The organism is Bacillus atrophaeus (assembly GCF_001584335.1).
Classification (GTDB): Bacteria; Bacillota; Bacilli; order Bacillales; family Bacillaceae; genus Bacillus; species Bacillus atrophaeus.
This window is the reverse complement of record NZ_LSBB01000022.1, coordinates 26,934-51,630: the sequence shown is the minus strand read 5'-3', so window position 1 is coordinate 51,630 and position 24,697 is coordinate 26,934. Positions and strand designations below refer to the sequence as shown.

Genomic DNA, 24,697 nt, shown 5'->3' with positions numbered 1-24,697 from the left:
AAAAAACGACAGAAAACCAGGGTTTGATGGCGACCCAAACAGTGGTTTTCTGTCGTTCAAAAGAAGCCGAAAACTATTGACGTACAGACGTGTTTTCGGTAAAATGAAGACATACTAAATTACTATTGTGTGGGTGCCACCATACAAAAACATGAAGTGTTCGGTGCTGCAACATCGGACACTTTTTTATTTGTCGTTCTTTATTTGTATTCAATTTTATAAGTCTTTAAAAATAATCATTATGTATAGATGATCGGTTCAAAATCCGTTCACCCAAACTATTAACCTTGTTGTCTGCAAACAACAGGGTTTTTTGCTGTTTAATAACATACTAGAATAAAAATTCGCTGTCAAATCTTTCACGTTGACTTAACTTGACTTAATATTACACGATTTTTTTTTTGCCGTAAACCCCTGCACCTGAAATCACTTATATCTACTGATTTCACTGATTTCACATTTAAATAATTAAGCATTAAAGTCCTGTTTTTACTGGTTTTAAATATGATTTCACTTTGTTGACATATTCCATTTAAGATGCTAGTATTAAGAAAAGTGAAATCAAAGGAGAGAATAAAAATATGAATATTTCTCGTATGAACGTGGACTTTGGAAACAGTATGTACATGAATTTACTTGATGGTTATTTCTTTGAATTGCCTACGAATGTAGTAGAGATAACTAAAGAAGCTGCTGAAGGAAAATTCACGAGTATCGTTGAAGATTCGGCAGATTTAAAAGACCGATTATTAGTTTCTACAGTTATTGATGAAACAGAGAGATATTTTCTAGTTGGTGAGCTTGCTGAACCAGAAGTGTTAGGCAATCAACACATCAAGAAGTTACATAATAAAGTAGAGTCACATATTCCATACGTAACGTTTTTAGCCGCAACTGCTTATTATCAAGCGCTAAAAGGCAAACGTGAAGATAATGAAGTTACTATTGAATACTTTCAAACAATGCTACCAATTTGGCTTCTTAAAAAATTGGAAAAGTTCAGTGAAATGCAGAAAAGAATGGCAGCTAAATTTTTGGGCACTCACCAAGTAAAGGTTTTGACATTGGGATTAGAAAAAGAGCTAACTATAAAAGTAGAAGATGCTGCGTGCAGGACCGAATCAGAAGTTGCAAGATGGGCAATAAAGAAAAACTTTGACCTGGAAGATAAGGACTATGCCGAGCAATTTAAAAATTATGACGTAGTCTTTTGTGATTTAGGTGGCGGAACCGATGATCTGGTATTACTGCCAGCTGGATTGAAACCGCCAAAAAGCCGTGATTCTTTTGTTTCTAATACTGAAGCGCCATTTTTGGCGCACTTAGAAAAATTAAGAAAAGAAAAACTCCTGGAGCATTTTGATAGCGTTAGGGAGCTTGAAAAGTTTATATACTCAAATATTGGAAAAACTAAGATGGAACGAAGAGACGGGAATACCGGTCAGAAATTCGATTTAACTGATATCATTAAAAAATCTCTCAAAGAATACACAGAAATCAAAATAGCTCAAGCTGAAAATACTTTTCCTGCACCAAAAGATAAGATTTACAAGTATCTATATTTTGGTGGCGTTGGTGAGGTGCTTGAAGAATCAATTAATTTAGTTACGGAAGAAAGATATGGCCGTGATATTTCTGAATCAAATCATATAGTCGCTGAAGATGCAAGACTGCTTAACCTATATGGTCTCGAAGTTTTAAGTAGAGCTGAACAAGTAAAAAGACAGGCAAATCAAAAAGAGGAACAATCAATTTAGGTGATAGAAATGGGAAACAGCAAAAGAGTTCCACTCTTTAATGTCCGAACAACACAAATGTCTGATGAAATGTACAATTTCGTAATTGAGCAGGTCAGTGAGAAGGGAAACTTTCGAGAGTATGCTTTCCAACTAATAGAAAGAGACATGCAACAACAGAAAAACGAACAGCAAAATAGAGAAAAAGATCGTCATGTTCATGATGAATTAATTGCCATGAGAGAAGAAATGAAGAAAGAATTTCGTGATTTGAGGAAGAAAATTGATCAGGGATCGATATACGTAGAACACAAAACACCTGAGACTAAGCCGACTTCAGAAACGATTGAAGAAGGTCAGTTAATCACTGAGAAAATCACTGGAACGATTGAAGAAGAATACGACTATGATTTTTAAGAGCCTAGAATAATCTAGGCTCTTTTTATGTGCCATTTAATTAGGGGTTACAAGTCAAACTTAATTTAGTTGCAACACAAACGCTCTGAGCAACATTAGAATACAATTAATCTGTATAAATTCCGTTTTTTTGTCAATGCTGATACTACTAAGGGAGGTCATAAAATGAAATGCAAGCATTGTGGTAAAACGGTAAGGATGTCAAAAGAAAAATATATAGAGAAACATAAACTATGCTCTAGTTGTTTTAAACTCTGGAAGAAAATCGGCCGCACTTGGGGGAAAGTTGGTTAAGAATAATGCAACTCACCATTAATACGGGCAAGGATAATTCTATATGAATCGTCTTTGTTGTATTTTTTTTGATACCAGTCAATTACACTCTCATTGTTGAGAGCCATTTTAAGAATCTCAGCCGCTAACTGTGTCTTTGTCATATCACAGGAAATGGCCAGCTTCTTCAGCTTTTGATGTGTATCTGAATCCAATGAAGGATTAACTCGTGTTTTTTTATCCGAACGTACTTTTCTTTCTTCGACCTGGTTAGTCGTTTTCTTCTTCATACCGTCTTCTCCCCCCAACTAAATATCAGCTTACTTGAGATTATCCCACTAACACTGTAACACCGTAACAGTTTTCATCTGTTACTATGTTATTCTGTAACCCTTCAAAATATGTACAAACCAATTAAAAGTGGCAGGCTTGATCACTACATACTAACTCCTATAAGCCGGTGGCTCTTATATCATTCTTCTTATAGTGAATATGCACATAAAATATGTAATTATGCACATAAAATGTAGAAAATTAGTGAATATTCAATTATTTTGATATTCTTTGTTGTAACCGCTTAATTTCTATGGTAATTTTGTTTTGGATTACCATATTAAAGGAGGAATTAACATGAAGAAGATTAAAAAGGTTCTAGTCTCATCAGCTTTAAGTTTCACATTACTACTCCCTGTAACTGCGCCAGCTGCTTTTGCTGCATCAAAGCATGATTTTTGGTTTGAGTTTAAACATCAAGTTACTTCTAAAACATACAGCCGCGGCGCTAGTAGCATTAAAATTAATACGCATGCTGATACAGGCGATAAAGGCGGTACTTTTAACATTGAACTATATCGAAAACAGAAAAAAGGGAAAGCTAAATATCTCGGCTCTAAAAAGTTCTCTCAAAACGGTTCAACTACAAACAGTTATGGAAATAAAACTAAAGGAAAATTCTATTTTATTATGAAAAAGAAGAATAATGGAGCATCGACAGGAGGATATGGGGACATTTACAATTAAGTAGCAGCTTATTAAAAGAATAGGGTGATATTGTGTTACTTAATAGTTTTATTATCCCGTACGGTGTTTCTGCTTATGTTTTGTTTATTGTTTATCGCTTATTTGCTGTTTTCGTCTTAAAAAAACCGAGATACACAATTGAAAAAAGCATTTATGTACTTGCTGCTTTTGTTTATCTCATAGGCGTTATATGTATGACTCTATTTCCGATTCCAACTGACCCTTTATTAATTCATGACAGAGCCGCAGAAGGCTTCCAAGAAACTAATAACCTCATACCTTTTAACACTATTATGGACGCATTAACAGGCTCAAGTTTATCCGTTACTGTATATCAACTCGGCGGAAATATAATACTCTTGTTCCCTTTAGGATGTTTTCTTCCTCTTCTTTTCAAAAGAATGAGACAAGCAAAGCGTGTTATTATCGCTGGGTTTATTGCTTCACTCATCATAGAAACCTCACAGTTTACCATTTCATCAGTGATTGGACTCACATATCGAAGCTTTGATGTAGATGATCTTATATTAAACACTTTAGGCTCTGCTATTGGATATCTATTTTATAAATTCGTTTATCCAATGGTTAGGCAGGAGCTATTTGAAGTGGACAGCACTGACAATTCGCCGAAGAAACAAAAAGTACGAAAACATATATAAAAGCCGTATTAATGGCCGTAAATCAATGAGAACCAGCAGCTCCTGGTTCTTTTTTATGATCAAATAGTTCTGATTCGCAATGCCAGGCATCGATCTCTTCCTTCAGCTGCCACATCACCAGTGCCGCCGCGCCTCGCTTCCTGATTTCCGGATACATCCGGATCTCACATTCAGCTGCAGCCGGGGCTTCCGGAAGCCAGGCATCGATCTCTTCCCTCAGCTGCATATCACCCGGCACCGCTGCCTCGGAGAAAATATGTACATAAATAATATAATCATGCGCAAAAATGTAGAAAAATAGATAATTTTCAAATATTTTGGTGTCTTTTGTTGTAAAACATCTAATATATATGGTAGTTTTGCTTTGTATTATCATTCAAGGAGGGGAAATTTGTCTTGATAAAAAATTAAAAGGGTAATAACATCAGCTAATTTAGGTTTCAAATTATGGTTTCCGTTTATTCCTGCTATTTTGCTGATTGAGCCGTTTCGAAAGATCCTAAAACTTCAAGAATAGCTTCCTACCATTACTGGCTCAAATCATCAGATGTATCTGTACTCCATAGAATTCTTCAGTAAATTTCTAATTTCACCAGTGAGAAATCATAAGAAAAGTTCAACCGGTAATCTAAAAAAATGAATAAAGGAGTCATGCAATATGAAAGCAAACTTGAAGTATTGGTCAATAGCAACTGTTTTGGGTATTTCGCTTTTTGATTTTATGGGAACAAGCAAAGCAGAGGCAGCAGAGGTAAAGGCATCCTCTCCTATTGAGACAAAAGTTCTGTCACAGGAAGAAATTGAGGCAAAGAAAGAAGAAATTGCATCTCAAATCAAAATTTTCGATGAAAATAATAAAGAGATTCATCCTTATACAACGGAACAGCTGAAAGGCATGATTAGACTCACAGAAGAGCAGTCTGAAGATAATCCAATAAAAATATTGAAAAAATCATACTCATCAGGATACTTCGATTTTAGCAATTACATTTGGCTTGGTGGTGGACCAGGAATATATGGAAAAGCTTATAAAGATCCAAGTACCCTCCTCATAACGTATAAAGGAACAGCAAAAGCATTTTCTGTAGCCGCACATTACGAGGGAAAAAAAGGGCCTGCTGGTCAAGCCCAAAAAGTTTCAATACCTGGTGGATGGAAAGGCCAATTTCATCTAAATTGGAATTTAAAAAAAGGTAAAAGCTATCGAATCAAATTCACATCAAGTGGCGGTAAATTAATTACAATTAAACAAGCTACTTTATGGTACAACTAATTTTGATATTAAAAAAGCAGACCCATTAAGGTCTGCTTTTTTCTTGCAAATACTTTTAATGTTCTTTTTCCAACTTATTAATATCATCTTTGAAAATATAAACGTCATATTTTTTCTTTGCTTCTTCAGACAGATTATCATTTAAATATTCACGAAGCTTTGCTTCACTTTTGGTTTGATCCATGCCAATTGTAATTGCCGGATCTGTTTGTCCAATTTCAAAACTAAATAATCCAAATTCATCCCAAACACTTTCCAACAATTCAGCAGTTGATTTTTCAGTTGATTTTTCATCTGTGTCACTTGCATATGAAGCCGTATTAAACATCAACAAAAAAGAAGCTAAGACCAAGAATCCAATAAATTTCTTTTTCATTTAACCGCCTCCTTTGTTTCCAGTAAATATCTTCCTAACGAGTATATCATGTCTAACAATTGAAATCCCATACCAGTTTTAAAATATAGTTGAAGGCAGCTGTTAAGCTGCCAAAAAACAAAGCGCGGAAACAGTTTTCAGAAAGGCCCTTTACAGGGCCTTCAGTTTTAACTTGGAAGGTTAGGGGAGAATCCTAGGTAACAATGGTCATTGACCCAGGTTCCTGCCCTTTCGTGTTCGGGAATCCAAACACGTCCTCCCTTACAATTTCTAAAATGACCTCTCACCTTATGAGGCTTTCTGTAATGGATAGTAACTTTGCACACTGTGCATCACTCCTTATAAAAATTTTAAGCAGGAGCATATGCACTTTTTGAAATCATCAAATCTGCAAATCAGTATGTAATATATTGCCAAAAATCTTTTTTCCATACGCATAGTTGACAACAGTAAAGTTGTGAGATATTATAGTCAATGTAACGATGTTGACTAATCATCAACACATCATAACTGATGATGATATTCCCGTATCATCAAACAGAAAAGTGATTTAAAAAAAGGCATACGCCTACTTACATATTATTATATCACAACTTTTAAGAGATTTCAAGTGGAAATCTTCTTTTTTGTTTTTTTTTTAAAAGGCCTGGATAATTTACTTCAGGCCTTTTTTGAATCTGAAATTTTAATAGTGACGTTTGCTATTTACATAGATTCTTCTACCTGTACTGTTTGAATTACGCCTGGTGCCCGCCGACAAGCTTAGCTCGTTTTAATGCAGTTCCAGCTGTTGTATAAGAAACAGCTCTTAAAATCGCATCTGAGCCGTATTTTTCCCTAATGGAATCCATAACATGGCCAAGTTGACGTTCCTTTTCACCATTTTTTTCAAAGAGAGACATCTGAAATTGGTTATCATCTACGACATTACCCAATGTAACAGACAAGCTCCTTACCGTTTGCCCTTGGTAGAACCTCTTAAATAAAACAAGGCACGCTTTATAAAGTTGCATCGTGATATTAGTTGGTTGTTCTATTGTTAAAGACCGATGAAAGCCACCTCCGCCTACTGTTTGACTATAACCTACTCCTAAATAAATGGTTCGGCCTGCCTTTTTAGCCTTTCTAGCCCGTCTAGCCACTTCCTCACACATTTCTAATATGACTGATTTAATTTCTACTTCTTCATTGTAGTCCCTCAACAATATCTGGCTTTTCCCGAAAGAAATTTGCTCCTGCCTAATAGGCGTGCCCAGCTCGCTAAGATCCACACCATGAGCATGGTAATATAGCTGACTCCCCATAATACCAAATCGTTTTTCTAAAAGCTCCACGGGGTAATTTGCGAGCTGGCCTACTGTGGCAATGCCCATTCGATTCAAATTCCTCTCCATACGCCTTCCTATGCCCCACAATTTCGATAATGGATGAACTCGCCATAATTTCGTTTGAACGTCTTCATATGTCCATTCTGCAATTCCTGAAGGGCTTTTCTTCGCTTCTAAGTCTAAGGCTAGTTTTGACATCAGCATATTTGGGCCAATGCCTACGGTTGCTGGTACACCAAAATCTCTGTAGATTGCATTTTGTATTCTTTTCGCCAGATCCATCGGTGTTCCCCATAGTCTCTTCAAATGATCACAACGAAGGATGCTTTCATCGACACTATAGGTGAGTATATCTTCAGGTGCAGCAAACTGATAAAACAAATGAGTTATATTGGTGGAAAGCTTAATAAACATCCGCATCTGAGGATTTACAATGTGAATCTGAGGATGATCTGGTATTTCATAAAGGCGGGAACCTGTTTTAATACCAAATCGTTTTTTTAATGCCGGTGATGCAGCTAAAACAACACTTCCTGCTCGTTCAGTATCGCCTACCACAGCAAGATAGCATTTCATGGGATCGAGGCCAAGCATAACTGCAGATGCACTGGCGTAAAAGCTGCGCATATCTACGGTCAAAAAAGTACGTTTAGGAAGGCTATCATAGTCAATCATAAAACTTTTCTCCTTCAGCCAGCTCCACCTCGATCAAATCATTAACTGAAACAGCCTTAATATGCCCGTCATTCGTTTTTATTAACATTTGCCTCTCAATGTGCTTAAAAGAGCTTACAAAGCCTGTGAGGGATGAAATATGGCCATTTTTAAAATAGGAGATGCTTAAAAGTTGGTTTCTTTGTTTTGCTTCGTTAATGGTTAGGCCCATTTCTTCAATTTGTTGTTCATCATTTTCAGGACGCTTCATTTTTTCCATTTCAAGATTAAGCTGCTTTAACATTTCATTGTGCTCCGGCAACATCATAGAAGTTGCCCATTTCATTAGTCCTCGATCCTTAATCACCTGATCCACACCCTTAAACGTTTTTTGATTATATATTAACAGAACATACGTTCCTTTAATACAAGAAAGTTTTTCCTAACAAAAAAAGCACCTGAAAACCTTCAGGTACTTTAAACTCTAATTAGTTTTATTCATTTTTTTTTCTTTCTCTTGGAACATCGGCAGTAACTCTTCATCTAATCGAGCCATATTCCATTTGTGAAAGTACTTCCTTCCGGGTACACCGAATGCAGTTTTTGAGTTAAACACTGAGTATAAGAGAGCCTCCGCTGTCCGTTTCGGAATAATGGCCATACGGATTTCATCTTTTACATTATTATCAGGATTAAGATATTGATCAAAATACTTACCTTCTCGATCATCTTTATTCAACTTTTGAATAGTATGTAAATCTTCTATGTCATATTCACGGTCAAAAGATATTTGATGACGGTACTTTTCCCTGGTGTTATCAAGCATGTCGTCCAAAACTTTAGCATCAATTGAATACTCCCCAACAAGTTCTCTTTCAATTGAAGCATACTGTTTTAGAACTTCTCTTATATTAACGAGGTTACTTATATGAGTAGCTATACTTAAACAAACCATCATACAACCAATAAAACTTAATATAAACAGCATTTCTGAAGACAACTTAACTCCAATCAATTGCAGTCCAGCCCCTAAAAATGCTGGATATATTACGAAAAACAACAACCGCCATACAACTGAGAAAAGAATACTGTTCCTCATCTTTTTAATATGCTCTATATTCTTCATGTCTACCTCTCTTTCCATTCCTATACTCTCTATCGGTAATTTTTAGCATATCTTCAGCCTTTTATTTGTTTGGAATTCAATAATTCAATCTTATCCAAACTATGATATTTCCGCCATACTCCTCTATTGAATTTTTCTAAGAGCCGTTCGTTCGAATGGTCGGAAAACTTAGGTTTTCCTTGATTGAAACGCAGGCATCGAGCCTGCTTGGAGGTTGCTGAAGCAACCTCTTAAACCTTAAAAGAAGCAGAAAGGCTCCCGTAAGCCCCGGTCGCATTTCCGCAAAGCGTATGCCGGCCCGCCGCCGGCATCATTAAACCCTTTTTCAGACGCCTTTTTTGTTTTTGTCCAGCCATCCGCCCCCATTCTTGGCCAGCTGAAGCTGTCCGGGGGCTTTAGCATTTCACATTCAACATCGGCAAGCAACACGCCGGGCACGCCCGCCGCGTTACTATCCGTGTTTCATAAAAGCACACAAGGGCCGCCAATTTTTTTGTAAACGGCCAGCTGCCCGCAGCTGTCACAAATAAATTGGTCTTAACGTTCCGTAAAGGGCCTCAGAACACCCCTTAACGGATCGTAACCCCTTGTGTGCTTTTTGGCTGTGAATGCAAATCGGCCTCCGCAAAAACAAAAAAGTCTTAAAAAAAGGAGCTGTCTCATATGTTTTTCACCTCTATTGTATGGCATAAAGAAGACTTGAAATCAGCTTTGGAATCCAAAGGATTTCCTGGTACTGAGAAAAATATTGAAATCTGCATTAATAACCACTTCGAAAAAACATTGAAAGAAAGAAGCGTTGCAGAAGGCTGGACAATATTAGATGACCTAATTGGATCAGTTGAATCGCAACTCGGTAAAACTGAGCCAAAGACGTTCTGTAGTTTGTGGACTTATAAAGCGTCACCAAATGAATCCCCTATGACACAGGTAAGATTTTCTGTTTACGAGGACTGGTTAGAAGATATTCTCAGACTCAGATTCCCTGATGTCCCTGATCTCAGCACCTTCTCGTGTGAATATACATACGACCAAACTAAACTCATATTTGAAATAGCAAAGGAAAATACGGGTGAAAGTGGGCTAACCATTTTAAAGGAGGATGAAGGCGAATGAACGCAGCACAAGCAATTCAACGGAAAATAAAAAAAGAGCATGTGACCCCGACCAAAGAATCACTGCTCAAATCAATACGTGAATCAAAGTATATCACAATCAGCAAACTATTAAAATATGGTAATTCAAATAATGAATTAGTCATGAGCCTTATTACTGAACTTGAAGCCCAGGGAGAGATCTTCGTATTCGATGACAAAATCATAGCAGTCAGTCCGCAAATAACACTTTCTTTAATCGGACTATTATTTTTCGGAACAGTAATCCTTGAGCACCTCATAGGTTAGGACACACAACCCTACAAAGGAGCGAAATATGATGATACTTGTAAGACTCAATAATACAGCAACTATCTATAAACCAATTACAACCGATTCCGGAAGAATCATAAATAGTAGATACAAAGACCTCCCAGCACACTTGGAAACTGCCAGAGAAATTGAAATCGATTATCCTTTTGGGATGAAGAAGCGACTTAAATACATTGAAAAATTAGGATTTAAACTGAAAGAAACACTTCATTTTGACAATGAAGCACCTTACCGTCGAAACCGACAAATCTGGTCAAAATAACCTTGTGATACCAGGCTTAAATAGCCTGGTTTTTTCGCCGCCTATGGCGGACGAATGGACGGAAAACTAAAGTTTTCCTTGATTAAAAGCAGGCATCGAGCCTGCTTGGAGGCTGCTAAAGCAGCCTCTAAAACCATAAAAACCTTCTTGTAAGGCTTTGTTAACACAAAGCCTTACAACCCCCTCCCAACACCCCCAACACCTCCACAGTGCATGAGAAAGATCAATTTTTACGTTATATCCCTTATCGGGTTTACATTAAATGATTTCTTTCAACATTCCTTACTCCGGGGTCCCCCTACGGGTCTGCTCCCGGACTGTAAGCCGGCAAAAAACGCCGGCCAACATTCCGCGGCATCTCGCTTCCCTCTAAAATGCCCGATAACATGCATCTGTAAGCTTCCGGATTGCCTGCGGCGGATCCTGAAGCAACAGCTGCATTGTTCCTGGCCATTTCTTCACGAGTGAACGAGGACGGAAGTTCAAAAGAAGCAGAAAGGCTCCCGTAAAGCCCCGGTCGCATTTCCGCAGAGCGAATGCCGGCCTGCTGCCGGCATGATTAAATCCTTTTTTTAGACGCCTTTTTTGTTTTTGTCCAGCCAAACGCCCCCACCTTGGTCAGCTGAAGCTGCCCGGGGGCTTTAGCATTCACATTCAACATCGGCAAGCAACACGCCGGGCACGCCCGCCGCGTTACTATCCGTGTTTCATAAAAGCACACAAGGGCCGCCAATTTTTTTGCAAACAGCAGCTGCAGGCAGCTGCCACAAATAAATTGGTCTTAACGATCCGTAAAGGGCTACAGAACACCCCTTAACGGCTCGTAAACCCTTGTGTGCTTTTTGGCTGTGAATGCAATTCGGCCTCCGCAAAAACAAAAAAGTCTTAAAAAAAGGAGGGTTCCCATGCAAGAGATCATTTTAGTGATAATTGCAGTTGCATTATTTGGCTTTCTTACAATTATCACTATCAGAACAAGAGGTGAAGGCAAGAGGTATTATATCTGGGTTTCAATAATTGCCATAGCGTTTCTAGGTGTAGTTTGTTGCAGTAAGTTTCTATAAAACGTAAAAAGGAGCGAGTCTCATGAACATCAGCATGGATTTAAATTCAGCATTAAAAGATAAGTTAAAAACACACGGATATCCTGCCACAAGGGAAAACATTAAAAACGTTAACCAAACCGTACTAACTGAAATGTTATACTCCTTCGCCGGAGACTGCATAGACCACCTAATTGAAACAAATCCGGAAAATTTAATATCTGAAGAATCCTATCAAAACATGGTTGGCTCTATGTCCCTAGATGATTTTCTCGATATAGCTGAGGAAGAGTATAAAGAGTTAACCGGTATACCTGAGCCGGTACCTTTTAAAGAAACCTTGTGGCAAATTTCATCAGAGGAAAAAGATGATAACTTGGATGATATCGGTAAGACTTTTTGCGATTTTATAGATACGGTCATTTTGAATTTCATGTATTCCAATCAATACTTTTCAGAGAATGAGTTCATAGGAAGTGAGTCTGATATGCACTGGTATTCAGAGGAACAAGGCATATATGAGTTCGATTGCTCCATACGATCTATTTTCGAACGAAACGGCAAGTATTATCGCTTTAGTATTGGCTATGTTTTTACCTATAAAGATTTAGAGAGTGAGCTGGCTTTTCAAGAATGCCTTACTGACATGGAGAACAGTTTAAAATCTCAAATACAGGGGTGTTATCAAAATGATAAACCAAGTGCATTTTGACTTATATCAAGCAACACTGGAAAAACAGCAAGGCGATCCAGCAATAATCATTCCTATGCCTGTTCCTGACACCGAAGCAAATGTCATGGGATACCTACAAAGGCTAGTTTCTCCGCTAAATTGGAAGGTCATAGAATGCAAGCATTCAGGCGAAAAACTAGTCCCCAACAGCAACCATTTCGATTATGAACGGGTAAATGTGAAAAACGGTAGCAATTAAAAACACAAGCATACAGATGATTGGCAGGGATTGGTCCCCCTGCCCTCAATCACTAAAGGAGACGACAACAGCAATGATATCCTTAACTATCTATGAAATTCTCACTCGTTACAAAACCTTTGAAGAACTTTGTGAAGCTCTTGATTCTTGCTTTGATCTACACGACTTAGGTTATGTAGACAAAAATACACAAGCTAACTATATTAAGCTTTCAGAGATACCAGCAATCGATCTATTATACATGTGGAAACAAGCCAAAAAAGACAAATCGCTTCCGCCTTATGCTGAGCCTTCAAACTATGAAAAGGCGAAAATCATCACAATCTACACTTACGTTGGTGAATTAATACCAAATGAGAACGGCATAATTGATCACTTAGGTTGTGCCTGGTTTACAGTTCCCAGCGATTGGGCAGAAAATAAAGCGAAACAACACGGCTACGTATCACTGTCTGAATTTCAAAGTGAGTACATCATGGATGACACTGCCGGCTGGCTCCTAGACGCAATTACATCATCTAGCTTATTGAACTGCGGTGTAGGAAGACCACGCATTACAAAAGGAGTGAGATAACAATGTATATTGTTCAAACCTTGTACGATTTAGAAGACAACGGCATTGGTTCAGACGTTCAATTGTATACAAATCCAAACACCGCAATACAACAAGCCAAAGAAGCGAAAGACAAACATATCAGAGAATGTTATCTACATGAAGAATATTACGAGGACGAACAAATTGATAACAACGAAATATACTCTTGCACTATCCAGGGTGACGATAATTTTTGGAATGTTATCGTTAAGACAATAATAGTTCAGATTGGAGATTAAAAGATGGAATCAGCTAAAAATAAAACCTTAAAACCTGTCCAGGAACCTGCCTATTCAACAATATGGGGACGAGCAGGAATGTCATTTAAACTAACTGAAGAGGAAATACAAAAAATCCAATCTAATCCATCCTGCTTTACTTCTATTATGACAGTTGTCTTTGCGGAGCAAAGGTACGAGTTCGATGGAGAAACATATTTTCCCGCAGAAGCCGAAGAGAACGAAATGCTTTACACCAACAATAATACAATTGAATTTTCCTTTTAAACATGGCAAATAAACCAGCATGAAATTCATGCTGGTTCGCCTGGAAGGAAAACTAAAGTTTTCCTTGATTAAAAGCAGGCATCGAGCCTGCTTGACGGTTGCTAAAGCAACCTTTAAAAACCTCCCCCCTGATTTTGCTAACGCAAAACCAGGGGAAAAACAAAATAATTTGCTATAATGAGCGTAACTGAAGATGCAGCCACATCTCAGTTACAAAATCATTCTGCTGATCAGTGTGTTTTATTACACTGATCTTATTTTTTTAGTGCCGTTAAAATTAAAGTGAACATCCCAACTAAAACTGTTGCTGTAGTTCCATTCGTAGCAATCAACAACTGTAGTACCTCATTTGTACCCATCTGACACCACCCCCTCTTTATATTTCAAAGCATAGCACATCCTTTTTTCCATTTGTGGTCCGTTGTTATCAAGATAAATTGGGGTCCCCCTGTGGGTCTGCTCCCGGACTGTAAGCCGGCAAAAAACGCCGGCCAACATTCCGCGGCATCTCGCTTCCCTCTAAAATGCCCGATAACATGCATCTGTAAGCTTCCGGATTGCCTCCGGCGGATCCTGAAGCAACAGCTGCATTGTTCCTGGCCATTTTTTAACGAGTGAACGAGGACGGAAGTTCAAAAGAAGCAGAAAGGCTCCCGTAAGCCCCGGTCGCATTTCCGCAAATCGAATGCCGGCAGCCGCCGGCATGATTAAATCCTTTTTTAGACGCCTTTTTTGTTTTTGTCCAGCCAAACGCCCCCACCTTGGCCAGCTGAAGCTGTCCGGGGGCTTTAGCATTCACATTCAACATCGGCAAGCAACACGCCGGGCACGCCCGCCGCGTTACTATCCGTGTTTCATAAAAGCACACAAGGGTCGCCAATTTTTTTGCAAACAGCAGCTGCTGGCAGCTGCCACAAATAAATTGGTCTTAACGATCCGTAAAGGGCCACAGAACACCCCTTAACGGCTCATAAACCCTTGTGTGCTTTTTGGCTGTGAATGCAAATCGGCCTCCGCAAAAACAAAAAAGTCTTAAAAAAAGGAGGCAAAAGATCATAGTAAAACTTGATTTGGGTGATTATCAATTGAATGTTTATTTAGAGGGTGATTACCAAACAGAGCAAGAACGTTTAGGTGATGCTTTCGAGGAACAAATGTGTAAAAAAGCTATTGCACAAACTGAAAAAGATGGGTGGACTTTGCCCCCACTTCCAACTTTTTGTGAAGTAACAGAATAAAAAACGGTAGCAATCAAAAACACAAGTATAAGGGTTATCGGTTGGGGATTGGTCTCCCCTTCCACTCTATTTTCAATACAAAAGGAGCTAACAAGCACATGAACATTTTAAGCAAATTAAATGAAATCACAATCAATAATAATGATCGTATCGCTGATACAGATAGAAAGTATTGTGAAAATCAATTCGGATTGTATGCAGCAGCACGTGAAGCACTACAACAGGCGCTAGATATCATTAAGCCAGTATACGATAAAGAAAAAAACTCAGCGAAAAACACTAATAGCCTTTATGGTAGTTACCTTGATGATTATGACGATATTAAATACTTAGACAAACGATTAGAGAAAATCAAAGGTCAATTTGTTTCTAAAATCGTTAACCATTTCTCTCGTCAGTATAATGTGAGCTTGGATACAAAGGTTATCAATGAAAAATACGATTTAAACCTGACTCACAATGACATTATAGGTGAGATTTTTGAACAGCTAGACGGATTTAGTTTTGAAGAAAAAGCAGTACATGAATTAATTCAAGCAACAAAAAACACAATTTATAACTTTGATAAAAAAGTGATTATCAAAAAAGCTTCTTTAAGCATTACCGATTATGTATGGTGGGATTCATGGTCATGGTCGGGTATGAGAATCTCTTGGGATTCTAAATTGGAAACATTTTTTCAAGCACTTAGTCATTTTGAAAATGGCAGCGTAGAGACATTGCATTCCCTTAAACGGATGTTTGAACACTTGAAAGAAGGATCTAATAAATATGACATTTTCAGTAAATACGAATTTGATTATAAAAAAATTAAATCAATTAAGGTCTTTAAAAATCGAAAAATCACTGTAGAGTTCAAAGATCATGCTTTAGCTCAGGAGTTTGCGAATACTTACCTAAAGAAATAAACCACTAGCCATGCGGGTGTACATGGTACACCCCGCAATATAAGGAGTCTATCACATGAAGAACAAAATTGATTCAAAAAACACCTCAGAAAATGAGTTGATTTCTTTTCGCTACAGTGTCAAAGACAAAGACGGCATTTTTCCAACATTAAAAGGCGATTTAACCGCAATCAGTAAAGAAGAAGCCAAAAGCGAATTGATGGAATATTACACCCATGAACTAGGGACAGCACCGGAAGCCCTTGAAATAACAATCAGTGTAGGAAAATAAACGTTTTTAAAAGGAGTTCATCATATGAAATACAACATTAGTCAGGATAAAATCCCTCAAAACGAACGGAAAACAACAAATGAAAAGATATTGTATCTCATTGATCATAATATGTGTGAAGAATACGGAATCACAAAAACAGATGTTTTTAATTCTTTCACTGGTGACGGCGGTCTGCATGGTTTGGAATTCAAAGCATACAAGAATTTTCACAGCTACACCGAAGCAAAAAAGGAAATTGAAAACGGACAGTTTTTCACTTCTCACGAAATTTCACGCTTTTTAATGGATTGCCTAAAGCCTTCACAGCATGATCTAGTTGCAGACTTAACCTGTGGTATGGGGAATTTCTTTAATTATTTGCCTAATGAAGTGAATGTTTACGGAAACGAGCTTGATATAAAAGCCTTCAAAGTGGCACGTTTCTTATATCCTGAAGCCAATCTGACAAACCAAGATGTTCGATTTTATAATCCTGGTATTAAGTTTGATTTGATCTTAGGCAATCCCCCTTTTAATTTAAAATGGGATGTTGAAAACAACAGTTATTTGAGCCAGTTGTATTACTGCATTAAATCTTACGAGCTTTTAAAGCCCGGCGGACTTATGGCGCTGATTGTTCCGAAAAGTTTCATGAACGATGACTTTTCAGATGCTGGAATCATTCAAGAAATAGAGGCTAAATTCAATTTTATATGTCAATTCCTCTTACCTTCTAACGCTTTTGAACATACAGGCGTAAAACACTTTGAAACTAAAATCATGATTTTTCAGAACAAAAGCATTCATTTAGAAGAACAGCCTTTTAATATTAGATATGAAACTATCAATATTGATGAGTTAGGAGCACAACATGTTTATAACAGTTTCGTCCTTCCAGCCCTTAGAGAAAAAGAAAAGGTCAGCCAAAAAATCAAACTCGAAATTGCTTCAGCTGGTCAAGAAGAAAAGGAATTCATGTACAAAGTGGATAAGTTGTTATTTGATATTAAACGCCACGCAAAAACAAGGAAATATTATAGCAAATGCCGCGAATATCTGAACCGATACCACACGCAGCAAAAACCTGAAGGTATGGACTATTCCGAATGGAACAAAACAAAAGTGACAAAAAACAAAGTCATCCGGTATCTGAAAAACACGCTAAATAAGCAGCACAAAACCGAAAAGGACGAAACAAGGCTAGTCAAAACTAGATACGGTTTAAAGCTGAAGCCGTACAATCGCAAACAAGCCATGTTATTAAATCGCTTAAAAGACACTAAAGAAATGACTTTCGCTGACATGCTTTTACAAGACGTATACCCTTTTTCGGATAAGCGATATTTAGCCATGTTCAAAAAGAAACAAAAGGCTTTCAAATCAGTAAATACAGCCTTTTCCGATATTGAACCAGACAGCAGCACAACAAAGTTCCTTGATCAACTTGTCATAAAAGACACCGAAAATGATAAGGAAATCAGATTAAACGATGTTCAAAAAGCTGATACAGCTAAACTATTGCAGAAAGACTCTGTTTACCTTCAATGGGGCACAGGTTCAGGGAAAAGTATTTCTGCAATTGCTCAGATGCTTTACAGACAAAAATACAACAACGTAAGAAACATTTTCATCATTGCGCCGGCTATCGCAATACAAAACAACTGGGCTGATATTTTAGCAAACTATGAAATGGACTTTACCCACATTAAAAGCCTAAAGGACATTTACAGCATTCAAAAGGGACAAATTGTTTTAATGACTTTCGGAATGCTTACGAAATATCAAAAGTTTGTTAAACGACATATTAAGCTGCAAAGTCAAAAAGTCATGCTTGTTTTAGATGAGGCGGACGGCATTTCTAATCCTTCATCCAAACGTACAAAGGCAGTTTTAAACTGTTTCCGGCGTGTGAAATATAAGCTTCTACTTAGCGCCACCAGTACAAGAAACAATATTGCCGAATCTTTTACAGCTTTTGAATTGCTATACAATAATTCTGTGAATATGCTTTGTGAGGCTGAACTCATTTATGTGCAAGACAAGGAAACCAAAGATATAAAAGGTATCTATAACGAGGATAATTTCCTAAAGCCATTTCCGGCATATAAAAAAGGACATACATTGTTTAAAAGATGTTTTTCACCTGAGAAAACGACTGTGTTCGGTATCGGAAAGCAAAATCAAGACGTTTACAACGGTGAGTATTTAAAAGCACTAATTGACAAAACAATGATTACGAGAACATTTGAAGAGGTTTCCGGCAAGAATCTTTATAAACTCACTCCCTCCTTTTGTTCCTTTAATGAAGATGAAGAGCAACTATACAGTGTAATTATTCAAGAGTTTTATAAACTGGCTCATATGTTCAAATCAACAGGGAACGCCCGTAAAGATGCGTTGCTGCAAATCATAAATCAGTTAAACAGCCTTCTGAAAGCGTGTGTAACACCTGATAAGTTCCCAGAGTATTACAGCTCTCAAATGCCCTCAAAAGCTTTGAAAATGCTGTCTATGCTTAATAAATGGGATAGTGAACATGTTGCTATAGGATGTACACACATACACACCGTACAGAGCTATGCTTCCTATATAAGAAAGCATTTTCCTGATCGTCCTCTTTTCATTATTACAGGTGACAAAGTAAGCTTGAAAAGACGGAAAGAAATTGTCCGATCATTAAAAAGCACTGAAAATGGAATTTTGATCTGTACCCAACAATCATTATCCAGCAGCATGAACATTGGTTTTGTAAATAAAGTTCTTCTTTTGGAGTTACAATGGAATTTCGCGGCCATGCATCAGTTTTTTGCTCGCTTTATTCGGTATACTTCAGACAAGCAAAAAGACATTCGTTTTCTTACAGTCAAAAACAGCATCGAGGCCAATTTAATAAAGTTGATTATGGCCAAAGAAAAACTTAATTCTTTCATGAAAAACGATTATATGGACGATGAAGAAATAAACGAAAGGTTCGGCATAGATAATGACATATTAAATATGCTTTTAACAAAAGAAACGGATAAGGACGGAAAAAGCTACATAGCTTGGGGAAATCAAAAGTTCCTAAAAACATCATAAAATAGAAAAATTACCGCGCTACATAGCGCGGTAATCGCGTTACGCAAGGTCGGAAAACTAAAGTTTTCCTTGATTGAAACGCAGGCATCGAGCCTGCTTGGAGGTTGCTGAAGCAACCTCTGAAACCCTTAAAACCTTCTCTGGTGGTTTCGCTGCCGCAAACCACCAGACAGAAAAACCTTGTTAGCTTTCTTCTTTATATCTTCTCTGCTATAATTACACCAACTCAATACAATATGACTGCTGGATGCTCGAACATCTTCAGTCACCTATTCTTGTGATCAGTTTATTAACTGATCCTTTTTAATTTCCTGTAGCAATCAAAATAACTTTAAACACACCAAACAATATTGTGGCCGTTATTGTGGCCGTAAATGAATTTGTAATTAGGACAAGCCTTAACGTCCACAGCAAATCCTCTTTATTCATATTATTTCTCCTTTCTCCCTTACCGTTTTTTTTCATTTCATTTGACCTCCTTCCAATGTCTTTATCCCTTATAGCGTTATAAATCCATTTTTGAAACTCAGCCCAAAACTTCATCCTAAAAATCCCCCTGCTCCTACAAATTTTTCTATGCCTTGCATCTCCTTTCTTCTCTCAGTTAAACCCCTTTACTTTTAATATAGCACTTCACCCTCTTCATTTTAGATTTAGAAATGATTTTTTTAATAACCAGACTACGTGGTCCTCCTTGCTTCTTTTTCACTCTTATATAACGGGTACTGAACTATTGTTTTTGCGACATTAAATTTTGATAACTTTCTTCAGTCAATATTAACTGCGAAGCGACTCCTAAAATGGCACAAAATTATGGTAAAAACCTCTTCTAATTCTAACTGCGTATTATTTTTTCAAAATGGACATCATCCGTTACTATAAGTTGCGTATCTACTTCTAAAAAATGTTTTAAAAATTTTCTTTGGGTCCCCCTGCGGGTCTGCTCCCGGACTGTAAGCCGGCAAAAAACGCCGGCCAACATTCCGCGGCATCTCGCTTCCCTCTAAAATGCCCGATAACATGCATCTGTAAGCTTCCGGATTGCCTCCGGCGGATCCTGAAGCAACAGCTGCATTGTTCCTGGTCATTTCTTTACGAGTGAACGAGCACGGAAGATCAAAAGAAGCAGAAAGGCTCCCGTAAAGCCCCGGTCGCATTTCCGCAGAGCGAATGCCGGCCTGCTGCCGGCGTGATTAAATCCTTTTTTTAGACGCCTTTTTTGTTTTTGTCCAGCCAAACGCCCCCACCTTGGTCAGCTGAAGCTGCCCGGGGGCTTTAGCATTCACATTCAACATCGGCAAGCAACACGCCGGGCACGCCCGCCGCGTTACTATCCGTGTTTCATAAAAGCACACAAGGGCCGCCAATTTTTTTGAAAACGGACAGCTGCCAGCAGCTGCCACAAATAAATTGGTCTTAACGATCCGTAAAGGGCTACAGAACATCCCTTAACGGCTCGTAATCCCTTGTGTGCTTTTTGGCTGCGAATGCAAATCGGCCTCCGCAAAAACAAAAAAGTCTTAAAAAAAGGGGTGAATTTCAATGACTAAACAAGAAATAGCGCTGGTATTAGCCAGATACCATACAGATTTAGAACTAGACCTTAAATTAACAGAGGAAGAAAAAGAACTTGCTAACGATCCATTTGAAGTTCAGCTCTACCAAGAAAAATGCGAAGTAGTTCTCGACAAATTGAAACTGTTGTCTGACATACGGCAAGATTTTCGCATTCCTGATGTTAAGTTTTGGCGTGGATTAAAAATGGTTGAATACGAAAACAAAAAAGGAGTGTCTATGTAATGGCAGTTAAAACGTACGTAAAACCTGAAATCACAAAGAGATATAACGAGTTGCACATGTACAAATACAATCCCGATCAAGAAATCCAGTATTATGCAAACAAATTTAAAAACGATTTAGCACCTCTAGTTCAAAATGAAGATCAAAGAGATTATTTTCTAAATAGGCTGATAGAGTTTGAAAAATTTTTAACTCAGCGAATGGAGAAATCACTTACCATGATCAAAACACCAAGTCCCTTGATTACCGGACGGGCAAACTATCCATTTGAAAGAAAGCAAAAGGAATTAACTCGAAAAAACAATTACGATAGAGAAACAACTGAAAAGATAACAAGGTTTATTCAAAGCACAAAGAAACATCTTGGCTTCTTAGAGAAACCCGAAGAAAAAGCAGTAAAGGTATATGCTGTATTCAGTAAAGATTGTAAAAGAATCCGTCTAATAAAAGAAGGTAAAATGCCTGGATATGATATTACGTTATTCAAAAACAGTCTCGTCACCAATTTAAAAAGACTATTCAAAGAAGGACACAACAAGGAAGAGTTATACAAGATATTTGAAGCAGAAGGCATGACAAAAGTTTTCACAAAACGTCACAGCATCTATAAACTCTTTCAAGCTGAAGAAAAAAAGCCGCACTACCCCACTTTGACTTATGAACAGTGTCGCATTATCGCAGATGAAGAAGACGACAGATTAAAAATTATCTTTTCTGACCAACGACCAGACGATCAATTAAAAGGTAAGTTAAAGAAAAACGCATTTAGATGGTCACCACACTCACAAGCCTGGCAAAGAAAGTTAACAATGAATGCATATAGGGCCGCAAAGTCTATATTTGAAAAGTAAATCAGTAGCAATTAAAAACACAAGCACAAATCGGACAGGATTCGTCTACCTGTCCCTCTATATACAATTCGGAGGAGAACAATATGGAGTACCTAGTAGTTTGCGAAATTGAAGTGGATGCCGATTCAGAAGCAGCAGCAGCCGAAGAAGCTTGAAAGCTTTAAATCGTTAATCGCTGAAGGTTCCTTATATGTTGAAGTGAAAAAATTATAATACTACCGGCATACTTTATAGCCGGTTATACAAGGAGCTTTTCCTAGGAATTCCCGCGCTACATGCGCGGGAATGCGTTACGCAAGGGTAAATTTCGGTGACTAAACAGGAAATAGCACTGGTGATAGAATAAGAAGGAGTATTACTGAATGAAAAACAATCAAAATTTACTAATCGCATTAGCAACATTCAAAAATTCCGCGCGCGAAATCTCTGAGTTATGGCATAAAACCGATGCAGCAACAGACAGTAATCTTTGTGACGATTACCCATTTCCCAATGATTTTGATGAAGTTGTCTATAAGATTGAAGATTGGGTATTCACGCAACAAAAGTTATTGAAGTAATGCTCTGATTAGAAAGAAAAACAGTTTTAAGTCCGTAACAGCATGAATTTTCATGCTGTTACGCTAGGAAGGAAAACTAAAGTTTTCCATGATTAAAACGCAGGCATCGAGCCTGCTTGGAGGTTGCTAAAGCAACCTCTACAAACCCTTTAAAACCCTTTGGTGGTTTTGCTTTCGCAAACCACCAAACACAAAGAGCTGCTTTTTTACGTATTTGTTGGAAGTATTTTCAATCACAACATTCTCGATCGTACCATTCAGATCCGCACCCTACCCAGCCATAGCAAGGCCCTAAATAACCTCCATTACAACAGTGACAATCTGCTACATAAACTCGTTTGTAACAACGTCTTTCAATACTGCTATTTTCTGCTTTAGTGTCGAGATAAACAACCTCTTCTTTCGACTCATCGACATAGAATGGACGCGTAGACTTTTCAATTTCAAATGTATGTACCACATTTTTTACATGAAGTTCAATTGTTGTTCCTTCGAGGAGTTTTATTGCATGTTTACTTTCCCTACCACTAGGATCTTCATCGGGCATTAAGGGAAAGATAAGCGATGGCTCAATATCCTGTTCACTAACCAGAGCATATGCATAGGAACTAAATTCTATTTTCATAGTTCCTTCCCCAAAGGGTACAATATTACCTCTCACAGTATATAGTTCCTTCTGTAAAAGCTCATCATGTTTTTTTAGCACTTCAGAAAGATTCATTTCCATTCTCCTTTTTCATCATTTTTACAGATTTTAGTATGCAAGGTACAGAAATATTTATTCAAGAAGACAGAGTAGCTGACAAAATTACTTTGAGTCCCCTACGGGTCTGCTCACGGACTGTAAGCCGGCCAAAAACGCCGGCCAACATTCCGCGGCATCTCGCTTCCCTCTAAAATGCCCGATAACATGCATCTGTAAGCTTCCGGATTGCCTCCGGCGGATCCCGAAGCAACAGCTGCATTGTTCCTGGCCATTTCTTTACGAGTGAACGAGGACGGAAGATCAAAAGAAGCAGAAAAGCTCCCGTAAAGCCCCGGTCGCATTTCCGCAAAAGGTCGGAAAACTAAAGTTTTCCTTGATTAAAACGCAGGCATCGAGCCTGCTTGGAGGCTGCTGAAGCAGCCTCTTAAACCCAAAAGAAGCAGAAAGGCTCCCGGAAAGCCCGGTCGCATTTCTGCAAAGCGTATGCCGCCAAACGCCGGCATGATTAAATCCTTTTTTAGACGCCTTTTTTTGTTTTTGCTCAGCCAAACGCCCCCATTCTTGGCCAGCTGAAGCTGTCCGGGGGCTTTAGCATTTCACATTCAACATCGGCAAGCAACACGCCGGGCATGCCCGCCGCGTTACTATCCGTGTTTCATAAAAGCACACAAGGGCCGCCAATTTTTTTGAAAACGGACAGCTGCCAGCAGCTGCCACAAATAAATTGGTCTTAACGATCCGTAAAGGGCCACAGAACACCCCTCAACGGCTCGTAACACCTTGTGTCCTTTTGATTGTGAATGCAGATTGGCTCTCCAAGCAAAACCAAAAAAAGTCTTAAAAAAAGGAGAATGTATCATGAATAAAGCAATGTCATGGCATTTGGATGTATCTGATCAACTAACGCCGCACTTAAACCGCACACTCACTCTTCCAGAAACTGATTTTATTGCGGCAGAATTAGACTACAATACTATCGAATTCAAGTTAACAGACAACCAAATCGTCTTCACAGAATCAAGAACATTTCCGCAGCATAATCTAGTTATTCTGTTTCTGCGTACAGGCACATCAGGTGTTTTAGACGTAATTAAAATTACAGCTATATACCTCTCAGCTAAAAAAACATACAAAGGAGAAAGAACATGCTAACTCAAAAGTTGATACAAGCTTTGGCCGTCCTGGTCATCCTACTTAGTGGATGCCAGGGTGTTAGCAGCAGCCATTCTGGAACAACTGAAAAGACCGTTGATGTATCTGATAAAATTGAGGTAACAGTCAGTCGTGTCGTTGATGGAGACACATTCATTGCCGATGTTAATGGTACTGAGGAAAGAATCCGTTTAATCTTGGTTGATACTCCGGAAACAGTGCATCCTACAAAAGCTGTGCAGCCTTATGGAAAAGAAGCTTCAGCCTTTACAAAAGAGATGTTAGAGAACCAAATTGTTTATCTTGAATACGACCAAGAAAAGCGTGATAAATACGGTAGACTATTAGCGTACGTATTTTTACAGGACGGAACCTCATTTAATAAAATGCTCTTAGAGAAGGGCCATGCTCGTTTAGCTGTCTTTCCACCAAACATTAAATATGAGGATGAATACAAACAAGCTGAAGAAGCAGCAAAAAAAGAGAAATTAGGACTGTGGAATACTAAGAAAGGTGAATAGAAC

35 protein-coding genes are annotated in these 24,697 nt (G+C 38.2%); 22 read left to right on the top strand and 13 right to left on the bottom strand.

Features of this window, described 5'->3' with window-relative positions; translation table 11 throughout:
• Positions 1 to 581: 581 nt before the first annotated feature.
• Both AXI57_RS19300 and AXI57_RS19295 read left to right on the top strand, forming a co-directional pair.
• A complete protein-coding gene (locus AXI57_RS19300) occupies positions 582 to 1,757 on the top strand; it encodes an Alp7A family actin-like protein (RefSeq protein WP_061671003.1) in 1,176 nt (391 codons plus the stop codon).
• Positions 1,758 to 1,766: 9 nt separating this feature from the next.
• Positions 1,767 to 2,153, top strand: coding sequence for a hypothetical protein (locus AXI57_RS19295; RefSeq protein WP_061671002.1), 387 nt, complete (start codon positions 1,767 to 1,769; stop codon positions 2,151 to 2,153).
• A gap of 290 nt (positions 2,154 to 2,443) precedes the next feature.
• On the opposite strand, the gene AXI57_RS19290 is transcribed toward AXI57_RS19295, so the two are convergent.
• On the bottom strand, positions 2,444 to 2,716 hold the full coding sequence (locus AXI57_RS19290) for a hypothetical protein (RefSeq protein WP_061671001.1): 273 nt from the start codon (positions 2,714 to 2,716) through the stop codon (positions 2,444 to 2,446).
• Positions 2,717 to 3,056: 340 nt separating this feature from the next.
• Here AXI57_RS19290 and AXI57_RS19285 point away from each other — a divergent pair, with 340 nt between their 5' ends.
• Positions 3,057 to 3,446 carry a hypothetical protein gene (locus tag AXI57_RS19285; protein WP_061671000.1) on the top strand — a complete coding sequence of 130 codons (390 nt, stop codon included), beginning with the start codon at positions 3,057 to 3,059 and terminating at the stop codon, positions 3,444 to 3,446.
• A gap of 32 nt (positions 3,447 to 3,478) precedes the next feature.
• Positions 3,479 to 4,105 (top strand): VanZ family protein, encoded by a 627-nt coding sequence (locus AXI57_RS19280; RefSeq protein ID WP_061670999.1) that lies wholly within the window; start codon positions 3,479 to 3,481, stop codon positions 4,103 to 4,105.
• Between the two features lie 22 nt (positions 4,106 to 4,127).
• Here the strand turns inward: AXI57_RS19280 and AXI57_RS19275 are convergent, their stop codons facing one another.
• Positions 4,128 to 4,343 carry a hypothetical protein gene (locus tag AXI57_RS19275; RefSeq protein WP_141292215.1) on the bottom strand — a complete coding sequence of 72 codons (216 nt, stop codon included), beginning with the start codon at positions 4,341 to 4,343 and terminating at the stop codon, positions 4,128 to 4,130.
• A gap of 420 nt (positions 4,344 to 4,763) precedes the next feature.
• On the opposite strand from AXI57_RS19275, the gene AXI57_RS19270 reads away from it, so the two are divergent.
• The gene (locus AXI57_RS19270) at positions 4,764 to 5,378 is read left to right on the top strand and encodes a hypothetical protein (RefSeq protein ID WP_061670997.1); all 615 of its coding nucleotides are present in this window, start codon (positions 4,764 to 4,766) and stop codon (positions 5,376 to 5,378) included.
• 55 nt (positions 5,379 to 5,433) lie between these two features.
• Here the strand turns inward: AXI57_RS19270 and AXI57_RS19265 are convergent, their stop codons facing one another.
• The 5 genes from AXI57_RS19265 to AXI57_RS22230 form a co-directional block, all read right to left on the bottom strand.
• Positions 5,434 to 5,754: a YolC/YozM family protein gene (locus AXI57_RS19265; RefSeq protein ID WP_061670996.1), complete on the bottom strand. Its 321-nt coding sequence runs from the start codon at positions 5,752 to 5,754 to the stop codon at positions 5,434 to 5,436.
• Between the two features lie 737 nt (positions 5,755 to 6,491).
• Positions 6,492 to 7,757 carry a Y-family DNA polymerase gene (locus AXI57_RS19260; protein ID WP_061670995.1) on the bottom strand — a complete coding sequence of 422 codons (1,266 nt, stop codon included), beginning with the start codon at positions 7,755 to 7,757 and terminating at the stop codon, positions 6,492 to 6,494.
• Entirely contained in the window at positions 7,750 to 8,112 is a 363-nt protein-coding gene (locus AXI57_RS19255; protein WP_141292214.1) for a YolD-like family protein, read from the bottom strand. Before AXI57_RS19255 ends, AXI57_RS19260 begins: the two co-directional genes overlap by 8 nt.
• 108 nt (positions 8,113 to 8,220) lie before the next feature.
• Positions 8,221 to 8,862: a hypothetical protein gene (locus tag AXI57_RS19250; protein WP_141292213.1), complete on the bottom strand. Its 642-nt coding sequence runs from the start codon at positions 8,860 to 8,862 to the stop codon at positions 8,221 to 8,223.
• 237 nt (positions 8,863 to 9,099) lie between these two features.
• The gene (locus AXI57_RS22230) at positions 9,100 to 9,291 is read right to left on the bottom strand and encodes a hypothetical protein (protein ID WP_061670992.1); all 192 of its coding nucleotides are present in this window, start codon (positions 9,289 to 9,291) and stop codon (positions 9,100 to 9,102) included.
• 234 nt (positions 9,292 to 9,525) lie between these two features.
• On the opposite strand from AXI57_RS22230, the gene AXI57_RS19240 reads away from it, so the two are divergent.
• The 3 genes from AXI57_RS19240 to AXI57_RS19230 are packed head-to-tail and all read left to right on the top strand — an operon-like array spanning position 9,526 to position 10,551.
• The gene (locus tag AXI57_RS19240; RefSeq protein WP_061670991.1) at positions 9,526 to 9,978 is read left to right on the top strand and encodes a hypothetical protein; all 453 of its coding nucleotides are present in this window, start codon (positions 9,526 to 9,528) and stop codon (positions 9,976 to 9,978) included.
• On the top strand, positions 9,975 to 10,265 hold the full coding sequence (locus tag AXI57_RS19235; RefSeq protein WP_061670990.1) for a hypothetical protein: 291 nt from the start codon (positions 9,975 to 9,977) through the stop codon (positions 10,263 to 10,265). The genes AXI57_RS19240 and AXI57_RS19235 overlap by 4 nt, the downstream gene beginning before the upstream one ends.
• A 31-nt stretch (positions 10,266 to 10,296) precedes the next feature.
• The gene (locus AXI57_RS19230) at positions 10,297 to 10,551 is read left to right on the top strand and encodes a hypothetical protein (protein ID WP_061670989.1); all 255 of its coding nucleotides are present in this window, start codon (positions 10,297 to 10,299) and stop codon (positions 10,549 to 10,551) included.
• A 369-nt stretch (positions 10,552 to 10,920) separates the two neighbouring features.
• Here AXI57_RS19230 and AXI57_RS19225 read toward each other — a convergent pair whose 3' ends face one another.
• Positions 10,921 to 11,154 carry a hypothetical protein gene (locus tag AXI57_RS19225; protein WP_061670988.1) on the bottom strand — a complete coding sequence of 78 codons (234 nt, stop codon included), beginning with the start codon at positions 11,152 to 11,154 and terminating at the stop codon, positions 10,921 to 10,923.
• Positions 11,155 to 11,637: 483 nt separating this feature from the next.
• On the opposite strand from AXI57_RS19225, the gene AXI57_RS19220 reads away from it, so the two are divergent.
• The 5 genes from AXI57_RS19220 to AXI57_RS19200 all read left to right on the top strand — a co-directional run bounded on the left by AXI57_RS19220 (position 11,638) and on the right by AXI57_RS19200 (position 13,627).
• Positions 11,638 to 12,306 carry a hypothetical protein gene (locus AXI57_RS19220; protein WP_061670987.1) on the top strand — a complete coding sequence of 223 codons (669 nt, stop codon included), beginning with the start codon at positions 11,638 to 11,640 and terminating at the stop codon, positions 12,304 to 12,306.
• A complete protein-coding gene (locus AXI57_RS19215) occupies positions 12,284 to 12,526 on the top strand; it encodes a hypothetical protein (RefSeq protein WP_061670986.1) in 243 nt (80 codons plus the stop codon). Before AXI57_RS19220 ends, AXI57_RS19215 begins: the two co-directional genes overlap by 23 nt.
• A 73-nt stretch (positions 12,527 to 12,599) precedes the next feature.
• Positions 12,600 to 13,100: a hypothetical protein gene (locus AXI57_RS19210; protein WP_061670985.1), complete on the top strand. Its 501-nt coding sequence runs from the start codon at positions 12,600 to 12,602 to the stop codon at positions 13,098 to 13,100.
• A gap of 2 nt (positions 13,101 to 13,102) precedes the next feature.
• Complete coding sequence (locus tag AXI57_RS19205; protein ID WP_061670984.1) at positions 13,103 to 13,360, top strand: hypothetical protein; 258 nt, start codon at positions 13,103 to 13,105, stop codon at positions 13,358 to 13,360.
• A gap of 3 nt (positions 13,361 to 13,363) precedes the next feature.
• A complete protein-coding gene (locus tag AXI57_RS19200; RefSeq protein ID WP_061670983.1) occupies positions 13,364 to 13,627 on the top strand; it encodes a hypothetical protein in 264 nt (87 codons plus the stop codon).
• A 607-nt stretch (positions 13,628 to 14,234) separates the two neighbouring features.
• On the opposite strand, the gene AXI57_RS21520 is transcribed toward AXI57_RS19200, so the two are convergent.
• Positions 14,235 to 14,435: a hypothetical protein gene (locus AXI57_RS21520; protein WP_155723753.1), complete on the bottom strand. Its 201-nt coding sequence runs from the start codon at positions 14,433 to 14,435 to the stop codon at positions 14,235 to 14,237.
• 187 nt (positions 14,436 to 14,622) lie between these two features.
• On the opposite strand from AXI57_RS21520, the gene AXI57_RS21515 reads away from it, so the two are divergent.
• The 4 genes from AXI57_RS21515 to AXI57_RS19180 all read left to right on the top strand — a co-directional run bounded on the left by AXI57_RS21515 (position 14,623) and on the right by AXI57_RS19180 (position 19,104).
• Positions 14,623 to 14,865: a hypothetical protein gene (locus AXI57_RS21515; RefSeq protein ID WP_162268130.1), complete on the top strand. Its 243-nt coding sequence runs from the start codon at positions 14,623 to 14,625 to the stop codon at positions 14,863 to 14,865.
• Between the two features lie 98 nt (positions 14,866 to 14,963).
• On the top strand, positions 14,964 to 15,773 hold the full coding sequence (locus tag AXI57_RS19190) for a hypothetical protein (protein ID WP_061670981.1): 810 nt from the start codon (positions 14,964 to 14,966) through the stop codon (positions 15,771 to 15,773).
• A 55-nt stretch (positions 15,774 to 15,828) separates the two neighbouring features.
• Entirely contained in the window at positions 15,829 to 16,044 is a 216-nt protein-coding gene (locus AXI57_RS19185) for a hypothetical protein (RefSeq protein ID WP_061670980.1), read from the top strand.
• 24 nt (positions 16,045 to 16,068) lie between these two features.
• Complete coding sequence (locus AXI57_RS19180) at positions 16,069 to 19,104, top strand: DEAD/DEAH box helicase (RefSeq protein ID WP_061670979.1); 3,036 nt, start codon at positions 16,069 to 16,071, stop codon at positions 19,102 to 19,104.
• Between the two features lie 303 nt (positions 19,105 to 19,407).
• Here AXI57_RS19180 and AXI57_RS19175 read toward each other — a convergent pair whose 3' ends face one another.
• Positions 19,408 to 19,647 (bottom strand): hypothetical protein, encoded by a 240-nt coding sequence (locus tag AXI57_RS19175; protein ID WP_061670978.1) that lies wholly within the window; start codon positions 19,645 to 19,647, stop codon positions 19,408 to 19,410.
• A gap of 541 nt (positions 19,648 to 20,188) precedes the next feature.
• Positions 20,189 to 20,341, bottom strand: coding sequence for a hypothetical protein (locus AXI57_RS21510; RefSeq protein WP_155723749.1), 153 nt, complete (start codon positions 20,339 to 20,341; stop codon positions 20,189 to 20,191).
• Between the two features lie 305 nt (positions 20,342 to 20,646).
• On the opposite strand from AXI57_RS21510, the gene AXI57_RS19170 reads away from it, so the two are divergent.
• The 3 genes from AXI57_RS19170 (at position 20,647) to AXI57_RS19160 (ending at position 22,315) form a co-directional block, all read left to right on the top strand.
• Complete coding sequence (locus AXI57_RS19170) at positions 20,647 to 20,904, top strand: hypothetical protein (protein ID WP_061670977.1); 258 nt, start codon at positions 20,647 to 20,649, stop codon at positions 20,902 to 20,904.
• The gene (locus tag AXI57_RS19165) at positions 20,904 to 21,755 is read left to right on the top strand and encodes a hypothetical protein (RefSeq protein ID WP_061670976.1); all 852 of its coding nucleotides are present in this window, start codon (positions 20,904 to 20,906) and stop codon (positions 21,753 to 21,755) included. Before AXI57_RS19170 ends, AXI57_RS19165 begins: the two co-directional genes overlap by 1 nt.
• Before the next feature lie 362 nt (positions 21,756 to 22,117).
• Positions 22,118 to 22,315 (top strand): hypothetical protein, encoded by a 198-nt coding sequence (locus AXI57_RS19160; protein WP_061670975.1) that lies wholly within the window; start codon positions 22,118 to 22,120, stop codon positions 22,313 to 22,315.
• A gap of 229 nt (positions 22,316 to 22,544) precedes the next feature.
• Here AXI57_RS19160 and AXI57_RS19155 read toward each other — a convergent pair whose 3' ends face one another.
• Positions 22,545 to 23,036: a hypothetical protein gene (locus AXI57_RS19155; protein WP_061670974.1), complete on the bottom strand. Its 492-nt coding sequence runs from the start codon at positions 23,034 to 23,036 to the stop codon at positions 22,545 to 22,547.
• A gap of 285 nt (positions 23,037 to 23,321) precedes the next feature.
• Positions 23,322 to 23,570 (bottom strand): hypothetical protein, encoded by a 249-nt coding sequence (locus AXI57_RS19150; protein ID WP_061670973.1) that lies wholly within the window; start codon positions 23,568 to 23,570, stop codon positions 23,322 to 23,324.
• A 309-nt stretch (positions 23,571 to 23,879) separates the two neighbouring features.
• Here AXI57_RS19150 and AXI57_RS19145 point away from each other — a divergent pair, with 309 nt between their 5' ends.
• Together AXI57_RS19145 and AXI57_RS19140 are read left to right on the top strand one after the other, a co-directional pair.
• Positions 23,880 to 24,173 carry a hypothetical protein gene (locus tag AXI57_RS19145; protein WP_061670972.1) on the top strand — a complete coding sequence of 98 codons (294 nt, stop codon included), beginning with the start codon at positions 23,880 to 23,882 and terminating at the stop codon, positions 24,171 to 24,173.
• On the top strand, positions 24,167 to 24,694 hold the full coding sequence (locus tag AXI57_RS19140; protein WP_061670971.1) for a thermonuclease family protein: 528 nt from the start codon (positions 24,167 to 24,169) through the stop codon (positions 24,692 to 24,694). The genes AXI57_RS19145 and AXI57_RS19140 overlap by 7 nt, the downstream gene beginning before the upstream one ends.
• The last annotated feature ends 3 nt before the right edge of the window (positions 24,695 to 24,697 follow it).